Annotated in this window: 9 protein-coding genes and 1 pseudogene; 7 read left to right on the top strand and 3 right to left on the bottom strand. The window is 56.0% G+C overall.

Annotated elements, in window-relative coordinates:
- Window positions 1-409: 409 nt before the first annotated feature.
- Window positions 410-1,882 carry a sulfatase family protein gene (locus tag B5D61_RS03095; RefSeq protein ID WP_078811848.1) on the bottom strand — a complete coding sequence of 491 codons (1,473 nt, stop codon included), beginning with the start codon at window positions 1,880-1,882 and terminating at the stop codon, window positions 410-412.
- A 123-nt stretch (window positions 1,883-2,005) separates the two neighbouring features.
- On the bottom strand, window positions 2,006-2,326 hold the full coding sequence (locus tag B5D61_RS03090) for a winged helix-turn-helix transcriptional regulator (RefSeq protein WP_217698900.1): 321 nt from the start codon (window positions 2,324-2,326) through the stop codon (window positions 2,006-2,008).
- 151 nt (window positions 2,327-2,477) lie between these two features.
- On the opposite strand from B5D61_RS03090, the gene B5D61_RS03085 reads away from it, so the two are divergent.
- From B5D61_RS03085 to B5D61_RS03065, 5 genes and pseudogenes are all read left to right on the top strand, one after another.
- Window positions 2,478-3,155 (top strand): hydrolase, encoded by a 678-nt coding sequence (locus B5D61_RS03085; RefSeq protein ID WP_078811846.1) that lies wholly within the window; start codon window positions 2,478-2,480, stop codon window positions 3,153-3,155.
- Between the two features lie 63 nt (window positions 3,156-3,218).
- Window positions 3,219-3,752 (top strand): antibiotic biosynthesis monooxygenase, encoded by a 534-nt coding sequence (locus tag B5D61_RS03080; protein WP_078811845.1) that lies wholly within the window; start codon window positions 3,219-3,221, stop codon window positions 3,750-3,752.
- Between the two features lie 4 nt (window positions 3,753-3,756).
- Window positions 3,757-5,112: an alginate export family protein gene (locus B5D61_RS03075; protein WP_078811844.1), complete on the top strand. Its 1,356-nt coding sequence runs from the start codon at window positions 3,757-3,759 to the stop codon at window positions 5,110-5,112.
- Window positions 5,033-7,035: pseudogene (locus tag B5D61_RS03070) on the top strand (amidohydrolase). Before B5D61_RS03075 ends, B5D61_RS03070 begins: the two are co-directional and overlap by 80 nt.
- 133 nt (window positions 7,036-7,168) lie before the next feature.
- On the top strand, window positions 7,169-8,956 hold the full coding sequence (locus B5D61_RS03065; protein WP_078811843.1) for a 2-oxoacid:acceptor oxidoreductase subunit alpha: 1,788 nt from the start codon (window positions 7,169-7,171) through the stop codon (window positions 8,954-8,956).
- A gap of 148 nt (window positions 8,957-9,104) precedes the next feature.
- Here B5D61_RS03065 and B5D61_RS03060 read toward each other — a convergent pair whose 3' ends face one another.
- A complete protein-coding gene (locus B5D61_RS03060; RefSeq protein ID WP_078811842.1) occupies window positions 9,105-9,896 on the bottom strand; it encodes a hypothetical protein in 792 nt (263 codons plus the stop codon).
- 161 nt (window positions 9,897-10,057) lie between these two features.
- Here B5D61_RS03060 and B5D61_RS03055 point away from each other — a divergent pair, with 161 nt between their 5' ends.
- Together B5D61_RS03055 and B5D61_RS03050 are read left to right on the top strand one after the other, a co-directional pair.
- Complete coding sequence (locus B5D61_RS03055) at window positions 10,058-10,498, top strand: 23S rRNA (pseudouridine(1915)-N(3))-methyltransferase RlmH (RefSeq protein ID WP_078811841.1); 441 nt, start codon at window positions 10,058-10,060, stop codon at window positions 10,496-10,498.
- Window positions 10,499-10,616: 118 nt separating this feature from the next.
- Entirely contained in the window at window positions 10,617-13,622 is a 3,006-nt protein-coding gene (locus tag B5D61_RS03050; protein WP_078811840.1) for a PAS domain-containing protein, read from the top strand.
- Window positions 13,623-13,642: the final 20 nt, after the last annotated feature.

Raw genomic sequence — 13,642 nt, 5'->3', positions numbered from 1 at the left:
GGCATTTAGTGCAACAAACAATTATGTCCGGCAAACAAGAAATAGCGCCCGACTTGGTTTGTCACCTCCATGCAAACACCGCCTAAATTGCAAACAGCAATCTAAGTGAGGGATTCCGTGCTTAATGAGCTACAGCATGGTCGTTCCAAGAACTCGCCTCGTTGTGCAGCAGCCGTGGAAACGGTGCCCATGGCCGGAGCGTCTAACCTCATCTGCTCCAAGCAAAGTGACTGAATGAAGTGCGCCGACGGATAGGTAGCTAACACCATGGGTGCAACAGACCATCCTGTCCGGCAAACAGGAAGTCGGGCCTGACCTCACTTGTCACCTCAATGCAAACGCCACCTAAACTGCAAACAGCAGGCTAGGTGGCGTGTGGCGTCCTTAATGATGGAGCGGGAGGCTGGACTCAGCGGATTTCAGCGTCGGGCAGCTCATTCTTCACACCTTCGTCCAGGGGCATCTTGTCGGTAGCGGGGGTGAGGCCTGTGGCGGCCATGAGTTTGGCCAGTTCAGCCTGGAGTTCGGTGACTTTACTGGCCAGCTCGGGCTTGCCGATGAGGTTGGTGGTCTCGCCGGGGTCATCCTTCAGGTTATACAGCTCGGCCAGGTGGCGGTCAGGTTTGCCGTTGCCGTGCGGGTAATGGATGTATTTCCACTCGTCGGTGCGGATGGCGCGGACGTTCGGGGTGTAGGGGAATTGCTTCTCGTAGTTGTAGTGGTAGAACCAGCTTTTGCGCCATGCCGGGTCGCCGGACTGCACGAGCTTGACCCAGGATTTGCCATGGATGTTCGGCACCGTCGGAGCGCCGCACAGTTCCAGAATGCTAGGGGCGATGTCCACCGTGAGGACCTGCTGAGGGATTTTTTTGGCGTCTTTGGTTAGGCTCGGGAAGCGAGCGACGATCGGGATGCGCAGGCTGGCCTCATGAGCGGTACGCTTGTCCACCATGCCGTGCTCACCTTCGAGGAGCCCGTTGTCACCCATGAAGACGATGATGGTGTTATCGAGTTGGCCAGTTTCCTCAAGGTAAGTGCGGAGGCGGGCGACGCTGTCATCGACGCTGAGGATAGTGCCCCAGTAACCATGCACCATGGCCTCGAAGTCCTTCACAGCTTCGGGGCGGTCGTCGGGGAATTTTTTCCGCCACTCGAACAGCGGGCCGTAGATGCCGTGCCAGGTGTAGAGACGCTCTTTGATCCACTTGGGCTTGTCGTCGAGCTGGAAAGCGGTGGCAGGGTAGGGCACGCGGACGTCATCGAAGGCATGCTCATATTTCGGCTCTGGAGTGTAGAAGCTGTGGGGGGCCTTGTGGCCGAGGAACATGCACCAAGGCTTCTCGGAAGACTGCTTTTTCAGCCAATCCAGCGTCATGTCGGTGACGATCGTGGTGTAATAACCTTTGATGACTTCACGCTTCTGACCGTTGAGGTTGAACTCCGTGTCGAAGTATTTGCCCTGGCCTTTGTGGGTGACGAACCAGTCGTAACCGGGGCGGGGTTCGTCATTCTCTTCACCCATGTGATACTTACCGATGTAGGCCGTGGCATACCCAGAGTCATGAAGCACCTGGGGGAAGCTCTTCATTGCGGAGGGATACTCCGTGAAGTTGTTGGTCACTCCATGGGTGTGGGCATACAAGCCACTGAGGATAGAGGCGCGGCTCGGGGAGCAAAGGGAGGTGGTGCAGAAGGAGTTTTGGAACAACACCCCCTCCGCAGCGAGGCGGTCAATGTTCGGCGTCTTTACATGCTTGGAGCCATAACAGCCAAGAGCATCTGGACGGAGGTCATCGCAGAGGATGACGAGAACATTGGGGCGCGAGGCTGCCTGACAAACAGCGGCGAGCAGGAAGTAAAAGAGAACGAGAACGCGAAACATGGCAGGGGGTAACGAGAGCGGGCGCTGGGATTTGTCAAAAAGGATGATGGAGAACCACCCGATGATGCAAGCTCAAGAACAAAAGGGGAGGGGACTCCTCGATGCTGCCTCTGCCGCCTGAAGTTAAGCCACTTCGTGGGCCTGTTGAGCGGGGAAATGGCCCTGATGCTGGAGGGTCCAATCATGAAGCTGCATGATCACCTCCATCACCTTGCGACCCCAATCCGTCAGGGAATATTCCACTGTCTTGATTTTACCTTCGAGGACGTCTTTGCGAGTGACGACACCATCTCGCTCCAGTTCACGCAGACGTTGGGTCAGCATTTTCTGGGTGATGCCCGTGAGGCTACGGCGGAGCTGACCATGCCGACGTGGACCTGATTCCAGTTCACGAATCAAAACCACTTTCCAGCGGCCGCCGACCATCCGGAGCAGTTCTTCCACGTGACAACAAATCTTGGGTCCCTTCATGATGCTTCTAAAACACAATTCATGAGGGCAAAGCAAGCAGGCACTTTTTTGTGCCTTATTGTGCGAAAATTGATTCGGCTCATAGTCAGCACACTGCTGGGATTTTTCTCCATCAAACGACGTTATGAGCCACTACCATCAACTCTACACGGCAGAAGACACTGCCGTGGTCTTCATCGACCATCAGCCCCAAATGACCTTCGGGGTTGCCAATATTGATCGTGCGACTTTGATCAACAATGTTGTGCTGTTAGCTAAAGCCGCCAAGGAGTTCAATGTGCCTACAGTCTTGACCGCTGTGGAGACAGAGTCTTTCAGTGGCTACATTTGGCCGCAACTCCTGGATGTTTTTCCTGGGCAGCCCATCGTGGAACGCACGTCGATGAATTCCTGGGACGATGCCGGTTTCCGAGCCGCGATCGAGGCGACGGGTAAAAAGAATATCCTGATGACCGGTCTCTGGACCGAGGTATGTGTGACTTGGCCCACCATCGAAATGATCGGTGCCGGATATAACATCTATGTCGTGGAGGACTGCTGTGGTGCCACCTCTCCGGCAGCGCATGAGGCAGCGCTAAGCCGCATGGTGCAGGCCGGTGCCACTCGCGTGACCACGATCCCGGCACTGCTGGAATGGCAGCGGGACTGGAAGAACCGTGAGCATTACAACAACCTCATGAGCATCATCAAAGAGCAGGGCGGGGCGTATGGCGTAGGAGTCGAGTATGCTTACACCATGGTGCACAAAGCACCGCAATCCGCTCAGGTGCCTCAGGTGGTGACCGGTGGACTTAAACACTGATCTGAGTTTCTTTTTGCGCGTGAAGTTGGCCTTAAGTTAGCTTCACGCGCACGATCATTTTCTATGAGCATTCATGTGGCCATTACCCGTCGAGTTCGTCTTGGTAGCGAAGCGGAGTTCGAAGAACGGCTGCGGCGCTTTGCTCAGCGGTCTCTTGATGTTCGTGGCACACGCGGCGTCCAACTCCTGCATCCTACGCCGGGTGATACCGCGCCGGAGTACGGTATCCTGCGCACCTTCGCTAATGCGGAGGATCGCGATGCTTTTTATGCCTCGGAAGATTATTTGAACTGGGAAAAAGAGATCGCGCATCTCACCGATGGTGCTCCGGAATTTCGAGATCTGCATGGATTGGAAGCTTGGTTTCGGCAACCCGATGCTCCGCGTCCACCGCGCTGGAAAATGGCTCTGGCGACGTGGTTAGGCGTGTATCCGACGAGCCTCGTTCTAGGTTTGGTTCTGGCACCTCATCTGCATGTTTTGCCGCGTGCCATTTCTGCGCTGATCATTTCTGGCTGCATGGTCATCTGCTTGACTTGGCTGGTCATGCCTTTCGTGACAAAAATGCTGCACGCTTGGCTACACCCTCAAAAATAAAGCCATGAAACGCCCCTTACCGAGAAATATCGGCTGGCCTTTGGGGTGTTCGTTGGGACTTGTGACGGTAGCTTTGGCTGCAGACGCTCACCTCGAGCCCTGGGACCGTGTGCCTCCACCGGCGGATTCTCTCATGGTGAGCACATGGAGGCTATCGAATGATCAAGGATGGCAGACACGGTTGGCTGGGCATGCTCGCACGATGGCTGAAGCGTATCGGAACCCCGATTTTGGCCTTACGGGCCTGAGTGAAGATGCCTGGGTGCATCATCGTGTGCAGGCCTTTCTGGCCGTGGATCATGAGCAAGATTTCACGCTCGCAGCCGAGCTGACCTGGGGGGAGATACAAGGGAAACGGGGCGAGTTGTCGCCCGTGGATGAAGACGAGCCGGATTTGCTCCAAGGTTATATTCAAACGCGGTGGGAACTGCCAGTCGGAGAGTTGGTGTTGAGGGTGGGGCGACAGATGCTTTATTACGGCTCGGGCCGTTTACTTGCGCACCGGGAAGGGGCTAACCAGCGATTGAGTCACGATGCTTTGCGCCTTTCTTGGCGTCACGCAGGTTGGCAGGTTGACGTTCTTGGCGCATCGCCCGTTCGTGTTCAATCAGGTGCTTTTGACAATGAATCCCGTTTCTACCAGACTCAGCTTTGGGGGCTTTATGCCACGGGGCCGTCCTGGTTCGGGGCCGGGCACGGTGTGGATCTGTATTATCTAGGCCTTCATGTGGATGAGTCTCCGCTGAGGCCAAGCCAGAATGAAATCCGCCACACCTTTGGCACCCGCTGGTTTGGTCAGACGGAACGTTGGCGCTATAACCATGAATTGATTTTACAGACCGGCCAAACCGGGGAGGAAGACATTCTCGCAGGTGCGCTCAGCCTTGGTCTGGGGCGGCTGTTCAAACATGTGCCTCTGAGCCCCTTGCTCGGGTTTAAGGGAGATCTCATCAGTGGTGGCCAGAGTGGAGGTGAATCTCACACCTTTCATCCACTCTTTCAGGCCAACAATTACTTCAACGAAGGCGGTTTTATCTCACCCTCAAACCTGTGGAATGTGAATCCGTATCTGGTCCTGCAATTGCATCGATCAGTGTCTCTCACCCTCGGGGTTAATTTCCTCTGGCGCTACGCTGCGGATGACGCCGTTTATGGCCCGCCATTCAATGAACTCGGTGGTCCGGCACCGAATGGAGAAAAGTATCTGGGCACAGCCTACAACCTCGCTTTGAGCTGGGACCCGCATCCGGCTTTCAATATCGCTTTCGGTTTCACGCATCATGAAGCGGGTCCGTCTCTCACCGCTGTGGGCGGGCAAAGCGTGGATTATCTCCAAGTCGCTGCCCGTCTCGAATTCTGACTGCATATCTTTTCTCATGTCCACTCGTCGCCGCTTTCTCCAATCCACGATTAACCTGATCCCCGCTGCCGCCATGTCCCTCGATACCACGACCAAAGCCGAACTCATTCTCTACAATGGACGCATTACGACTCTGGATCCGGCCTATCCCGAAGCCAGCAACGTGGCCATTGGAGGGGGCAAAATTCTCGGTGTGGATGAAGGTGAGGAATATGCCGACATCACCACGCCGCAGACGGTGCGTATTGACCTGAAAGGCAAGCGCGTGGTGCCTGGCCTCTATGACAGTCATCTGCATGTCATTCGGGGGGGATTGAACTACAATCTGGAATTGCGTTGGGATGGCGTGACCTCGCTGGCGGACGCCTTGACCATGCTCAAGCTCCAGGCTGAGCGCACACCGGCTCCGCAATGGGTGCGGGTGGTCGGTGGGTGGAGTGAATTTCAGTTCAAAGAAAAGCGACTTCCTACTCTCGATGAGATCAATGCCGCGGCTCCCGATACCCCCGTTTTCATCCTACATCTCTATTGCCAAGCCATGTTGAATCGAGCCGCCTTAAAAGCGGTGGGTTATGACAAGAACACGCCTCACCCCCCGGGGGTGAAATCCAGCGAGACAAAAATGGCGAGCCTACAGGCCTGCTCATCGCACGACCAAACGCTTTGATCCTTTATGCAACTTTGGCCAAAGGGCCGAAACTGCCTTTGGAGTATCAATACAATTCGACGCGGCATTTTATGCGCGAGCTCAATCGGCTGGGTTTAACCAGTGTTTGTGATGCCGGAGGAGGCTTCCAAAATTACCCCGATGATTACGCAGTTATCTCTGAGCTCCATCAGCGCGGTGAGCTGAGTCTGCGCATTGCCTATAATTTGTTTACGCAGAATAAAGGGGGCGAGAAAGCCGACTTTCAGCGTTGGATCGGCATGACCCGGCCTGGCAGTGGCGATGATTATTACAAGGTCAATGGTGCCGGAGAGATGCTGGTCTTCAGCGCGGCGGATTTTGAGGATTTCCTGGAACCGCGCCCTGATCTGCCGACCTCGCTTGAACCAGAACTGAAAGAGGTGGTGACGTTGCTGGCACAGAACCGTTGGCCATTCCGGCTGCATGCCACCTATGAAGAGAGCATTAACCGCTTCCTCAATGTCTTTGAAGAAGTGAATCGAGAAGTGCCCCTGCAAGGTTTGCACTGGTTCTTCGACCATTGCGAAACGATCAGTGATCGCAGCCTGGAAAGGGTGAAGGCTCTGGGCGGTGGTATCGCCATCCAGCATCGGATGGCTTTCCAGGGGGAGTATTTTGTGAACCGCTATGGAGCGGCGACTGCCGCGCGAACTCCACCCGTGCGGCGAATGCTGGAGATGGGATTGCCCGTAGGAGCTGGCACCGATGCGACCCGTGTTGCGAACTACAATCCTTGGAACTCTCTCTATTGGCTTGTCGCTGGCAAGACAGTCGGGGGGCTCTCTTTGTATCCTGAAAAGAACTGCCTCAGCCGTGAGGAAGCTTTGCGGCTCTACACTCAAGGCAGTGCTTGGTTCAGCAGGGATGAAGAAGTCAAAGGTGTGATCAAGCCCGGGCAGCTCGCCGATCTCATCGTGCTCAGTGACGATTACTTCAGTGTGCCGGAGGAGAAAATCAAAAGCCTGCACAGTGTGCTTACTTTGTTAGGCGGGAAACCGGTCTGGGCGGAAGCAGAATTCAAAGATCACGCGCCGCCAGAATTGCCCGTGACGCCGGATTGGTCACCGGTGGCAAAATTCGGGGGCTATGGAGCACCGCACTTTCTGCGCAGCGAACGGTCCGTGTCTTTCTCCCCTTGGGCCTCACCGAAAGTAATGCGTCGTAGCGGGGTCCAGGCCGAGCCAGTGCCTCTGAGCCAACTCTGGGGCTCAGGCTGCGATTGTTTTGCTTTTTGACGTCGGAAAGTTGGTCGAAAAAAGCAATGAAAGCAGCGAAACGCTGGCTTGACGCCAGGGGCGGGTTCATCGCAGCATCAGATTTAAGATCAATTTCCCCAATCAAGCGCGTTGATCTGATCTCCGACCAGCCATGTCCACAGCCACCGCTTCACCGGCGTCGTCCGTTAGCACGACCCTTCGCAATGCCGTCATCCGTCTTGCAGGTAACTCGCAGGACGGGATCCAATCCATCGGGGGATTCCTCGCCCGCCTCGCCGGCAGGACCCAGCACGATGTGATGACCTATATGACCATCCCGTCCACGATCTCGGGCGGGCCTTCGATCTTCCAACTTCATCTGGGCTCAGGCGAGGTGTTGCACCCAGGTGATGAGAGTGATGTTCTCGTGGCGTTTTATCAGCATAGCTATGATGCGCACTTCAATTCTCTGCGTGAGGGCGGCATCTGCTTTTACGACAGTGGAGAAGTGACTGAGCTGAAGCAGGAGCGTGGCATTCACCACATCGGCATTCCATTCACCGCCGCGACGGTGGAGGCCATCGGCGGGAGCGCTCGTGACCGAGGTAAAAACATGTTTGTGTTAGGCCTTTTGTGCGCCGTTTATCAGCTCGATAAAGACAAGCTGGTGGGCATTGTGAGCCGACAGTTTGGCAAGAAGGATGAAAGTGTGCTGCGCAATGCGATGTTGGCTTTCGATGCGGGTTACGCCTATCCCATCGGTGACATTGGTACCTTTAATTTTGAAGAGGGGGAGCACAAAGATGAGCATCGTCTGAGCACGGATGGTAACACACTCATGACCATGGGCTTGATCGCTGCTGGCGTGCGTTACGGTGCGGCTTATCCCATCACACCGTGGTCCAGCATCATGGAGACGCTTCGCACAGAGTTACCCAAATATGGTGGCATTTATGTCCAGGCCGAAGATGAACTGGCTGCGGTGGCCATGACCATCGGGGCTGCCTACGCCGGGCATCTGGCCGTGACCGGCAGTGCTGGGCCTGGCCTGAGCTTGAAGATGGAAGCGCTTAGTTATGCCAGCATGGCGGAGATTCCGCTGATTGTGATCAACGTCCAGCGCGGCGGTCCTTCGACCGGCCTACCGACAAGTGTGGAACAGAGTGATCTCCTGCAGGCCATCTATGGCAGCCATGGCGATAGCCCACGCATTGTGTTGGCGCCCAAAGATGTGGAGGATTGTTTCTACATTGCCCTCGAGGCAGGCAAGCTGGCGCGCGAATACTCCTGCCCGGTGATCATTCTCAGCGACCAAGCTCTGAGCAGCCGTATCGAAGCCTTCACGGAGCCTGATCTCGATAAGCATTGGGTCGAACCGACCCTTGATCTTTCGGATCGCCCCGCCGATTTCAAACCGTATCCGCTGGATCAGATCACACGTCACGCACCTCCTGGGGCGAAGATGGAAGGCGGGCGTTATCCTCACGTGACCGGTCTGGAACACGACGAATGGGGCCATCCAAGTGGTAACCCCAAGATGCACCAGAAGATGACGGATAAGCGTCGCAATAAGCTGGTGGAACTCTCCAAACAACTGCCTCTGCCTGAGGTGTATGGCGATCAAGAAGGCGATGCTCTGCTTGTCGGCTGGGGCAGCAGCTATGGTCCGATCAAAGAGAGTGTGAACCGCTTGCGTGCTGAAGGACACAAGATCGGTGCTGCCCACCTGCGTCATCTGCACCCGATGCCAGCGAATCTGGACAGCCTCTTTGCCAAATACAAACACATCATCGTCATCGAGATGAATGATGTGGGGGTCTATGGTTACGGTCAGCTAGCGATGTTGCTGCGTGCCAGCCTTGCTGATCCCAAGATTCAGTCCGTATGCAAAACCGACGGCCTGAACTTCCGCATCGGCGAGATTGTTACCGGTGTGGAGAAGGCCATGGCGAAGGTGTGATCTCACGAATGGGCAGTGATCAATCACAAAAGGCGAGGGCTCATCCCTCGCCTTTTATTTTGGCTATTCCCAGGTGAAAAGAAAAACCCCGCTTGATTGCTCAAAGCGGGGTGTTCACAACGAACAGAAAGTGGGAAAGCGGCAGCGCTTACTGTGGCGGCACCCGGAAGAGTTTACCCGTGTAGGGGCACTTCACTTCCATCCCCACAGGCAGGCCTGTCACATCGACGAGCTGATGCTTGGCGGCGTAGGGGCTGTTCACAAAACCAGGGCGTCCGGGGATGGCGGAACCGTAAGGGAGGTCTGAAGCGGGGGCAGGGGTAGTAGCGACCGAGGGAGTTGGATTCTCAGGGGCTGGAGTCGTCGGTGTTTCCAGCTTGGGCTCTGGAGCCGTCATAGCAGCCACATTGGTGGGTGTCGTCGGAGTGGAAGAAGGCACGGGCACGCTCACGCTGGACCGTGGCTTGGGCTTCACTTCGGGAGAGGATGGCGTTGGAGAAGCTGCGATTCGTGGAGCTGTGGATTCACGCGCCACATTGTTTGGCACCACAAAAGGCTTCTGAGTATAAGGGCACACAACCTTAGATCCAGCGCTCATGCCACGCACATCCACGAGGCGACCTGGATTGGTGTAAGGAGAACGAACATAGCCTGGAAGATCGCTGACAGCGCGGGCGACAGGCAGATTGCTGTTGTCCACGGGTGCGGGAGCCACTTCACGTTTAGCGGCCACTGGTGCGGTGTTCTGCGCCACCATCGGCTTCGCGGAGGTCGAAGTCAGAGGTGCTCCCGAAGGCTTGGCCATGTAATAAGAGATCAATCCCTCGCTTTGAATCTGACTCCAGGCTTCCCTCGGAGGTATCTCACAGGAAACGAGGGAGATGACAGAACAGCCTAATAAAGGCAGACGGAGCCGGTGGAGCATCTGGGAGTGAAGCATGGGCGTAGGTGCGATTTTTTGAAGCCGCTTTCGCATTTATAGTGTTTTTTTTAGATTATGCAACAGCAATGGTAGCGAAGGACTATCAGAATGAACTTAAATTCTATTTTTCTTAGATTTTTCATAAACTGAGGCGATGTGTATTCTGCCCGATCTCTCATATGCACTGGCGAATTGTAACTGTTGGCAAACCTGCGTTGTCTTGGGCCCGTCAAGGCCTGGATGATTACCTCCATCGGCTCCGCCGTGTGGCAAAGGTGGAGCATGTGGTGATTAAAGAAGGACCCCGCGATCATGTGGAGACGCAGCTTCTTCAGGCCAGTGCGGATAGCTTTCGAATTGTGTTGGATGAACGCGGCAAGGCTTATCGCAGCTTGGATCTAGCGCGATGGATCGAGCAAAAAGACCTTCACGGGACCAAGCGAGCGAGCTTGATTATCGGAGGGGCGGACGGTCACAGCGCCGCCTTTCGCGCGCAGGCTGATGAGTGTTGGACGCTGTCTTCGTTTACCCTACAGCACGAGATTGCGCTCGTTGTGCTGGCCGAACAGCTCTATCGTGCTTATAGTATTCTTCGAAATGAACCGTATCATCGCGAGTAAAATGAGGAGCTCAATTTTCTCTAAATTGCGACGCAAGACTGATGATTTCTTTGTTGTTGGGAACTTGAGGTTCCTTTATATTTAAAAAATTTCGACTTTCAGTCACCCTCGGCATTCAATGTCTTCCTCCGTCCTTCGAAACGTGATTCAGCCCCGCCAATTTCCTTCTTCGGCAGCGAAGATGGAGGGTGGGGATCAAGGGCTTGCTGATCCCTGCAAGGTCCCTGAGGAGATGGAGGCAGTCCTAGGGGTACTGATTGAAAACGCGCCTGTGGCGATGGCCATGTTCGATGACCAGATGCGCTACATGCTGGCCAACCGGGCGTGGGTGGAAGAGTTTTCACTCCAGGCAGCGCAGCCGCTTATGGGCCGCAGTCAGTATGAGGTTTTTCCAGGCATGCATCCAGGCTGGAAGCAGGTCTATGACCGCGCCCTGCAGGGGCATGTGGTGCGCAGTGAGCACGATGCTCTTTCAGGTCCTGACGGTCGCAGGGTCATTTATCGCTGGGAGGTGAGGCCATGGCGTCGTAAGCAGGATGCCAGCGTCGGGGGCTTGATGGTGACTTGCGAGAAATTTGGCAATGCCGCTGCGCTCCAATCCCTCCCTGCCGAAGAAGGAACTGTTTCGGAAGCGCCGGCAGCTGCGACCGCCGCGTCGAATCTGGCCAGTGAGTTGAACCTCAGTCCGCTGCCGATGGTTCTGTTGGATGAGCGGGCGGTGATCCATCAGGCCAATCCAGCGGCGGTGGAGTTGGGATTGGCCCGTGGGATTCAGGAAGGGTTTTCGGCTTTCTGGGATGTCTTTGCCGAATCTCGGGAGTCGGGCCGTGTGCAACTGCAGTGGGGTTTGACTCTGGAGAAGCTGGCCGGAGACCACAAACATGAAGGCTGGATACTGGATGTGCCTGCGCTCCAGGCGCAGTCCTTCTCCGATGCCAGCCGCCTACCATCTCAGCGCTGGCTAGTGACCCATACGGTGTCAACTCAGGAGGGGGAAAAACGTTACCTCGCCATGCGGCTGCCAGCGTCAGCAGCGGCTCCATCGCCTTTCTCGGCAGCGGAGCGGGGTGGTGCTAGCGGAGGTGGAGCGCCTGATCTCGCGAGCCTTGCCACTGCGGTGGCTTCGATTTCTCAAGCCACTCCAGGGGTCTCTGAGACTGCCACTCGGATGCTGGAGATGCGTCGGCTGCAAGATGAACTGGCCCGTGCTCGCCAGGAATTGCGTACATTGCATGAAGCGGAACGTGTTTTTACCCAAAAGGAAGCGCGCGTGCGCCAATATCTGGATGCCTTACCCTGCGGGGTGCTGGTGCTGGATGAGCATGGCATGCCCATGGGGCAAAACGAGCCACTGACCCGATTGCTGGGGCGGGGCTTGCAAAAAGATGAGACGGTCGAGACTTGGTTAGCCGCTGCGTGCCCGAACGGCGATCATCGTGAAGAGGTGATGACGATGTGGCGGGAGGATGTGTGGCGCCGTCAACTGACCCGCACTTTTTCCCTGGCGACCGCAGACGGCTTGCTCAAAGAACTGGAATTCCAACCTGCCAGCCTACCGGGAGGGGGACTGCTCGTCTGCATCCAGGATGTGACCGAACCTTGCCGCCAGGAGGAGCAATTGCGCTCCACGGAGGCCAAGTTCCGCACGTTGTTGCATGAGGTGCCTCTGCCTGTGGTGCTGATGGATAAAGCCGGGGCAGTGTTTGAAGTGAATCATCTGGCGGAGACTCTACTGGGTCATCCGAAGACGGAATTGCGCCGCTATCCGTTGGATGCTTGGCTGGAGCCTGAAGATGCCTCCGCCCGTCGTGCGGCCTTGCGGCAATTGCTGGAAACGGGAGGACGCAGCGCTGTGGTGGAAGTCCGGGTGCGGCAGGCGAGTCAAAGCTCGGTTCCTGTGAGCCTGATCATGGCTCCGGTCATGGATGCTCAGGGGCAGCCGCACTGCACCATCTTCCTCTTCCAGAAGAAAACTCCAGCTGCGGTGTCTGGTTCAATGGCATTTGCGCCTCGGGAGATGGCTCCTCAGATGGCAATACCCACCTCAGCAGCGTTTTTTGCGCCACCGATGGATGCCGCTGCTTACGGTGGGGCGGCTGGAGGCAGTGTGAGACGGTCTCTGCTGAAAACGAATGTGAATGGACGCATCCGTGAGATCACACCTCGGGGATTGGAGCTTCTCGGATTGACTGAGATCGAAGCCCGTGGCCGCGCGCTGCACCTGCATTTTAGTCCGTCAGATCCTTCCGGATTCTATGCTCAATTGAAACGGTTGGCGGAAAGTGTGGAGGGCGAGGCCGATTTGGCTTGCTTCAATCGCGATGGTCAGAGGCAGGCCGTTCGGCTCAAGGTGACGCCTCTCGATGGCGGTGGCTTTGATTTCCACGTGCAGGAGGTGGCGATGGTGGGGCTGCCAAACGTACAGGCGGCCGCCACTCCCCAAGTGCCGCAAACCGTAGTGCAAATTCAGCCCACAGTCAGTTGGCCAGTCGCAGATCTCTCCCGGGAAAAGTTACTCTTGAGCGAAACTCATCACCGGATCAAAAATCACCTGCAGATCATTTCGAGCCTCCTGAACTTGGAGTCGAACACGGTGGCGAATCCCGATGCGCTTTCTGCGCTGCGCTCCAGCCAGAACCGAGTCCGAGCGATTGCGGAGCTGCACCAGCATCTTTATCAAATCGCCCTAGGGGCGGCGGAAAGTTTCAAGGCCTTCGCGGAAGGGCTCGTCAGACGTCTGCGGGACTGCTATCAAGTCTCCACCGACCAGGTGGCAGTGCAACTTTTCTTGGAAGAGGGCGAAATCCAGCAGGAATGGCTCATGCCGCTGGCTCTGACATTGAATGAAACGCTGTCCAATAGCTTTGAACACGCGTTCCCCGGAGGACGGCCAGGTCATATCCAGGTACGACTGAGTTTTGGTTCTCAAGGCGGGCAACTGATCGTCGAAGACGACGGCGTCGGCTTACCAGCCGGCTTCGAAGCTGGGGCCTCTGCTGGGTTGGGGCTGAAAATCCTGGCTGTTTTCGCCGAGCAAATGCGCGGTCAGTTCAGTGTCGGGAGCTCAAATTCCGGTGGAACAGAAATTCAATTGCGATTTCCTATAGCATATGCTGATATTTAGAATTAGCGTGGTATTGCTAA

This window comes from Prosthecobacter debontii (genome assembly GCF_900167535.1).
Taxonomy (GTDB): Bacteria; Verrucomicrobiota; Verrucomicrobiia; order Verrucomicrobiales; family Verrucomicrobiaceae; genus Prosthecobacter; species Prosthecobacter debontii.
This window is presented reverse-complemented; position numbering and strand designations above follow the sequence as displayed.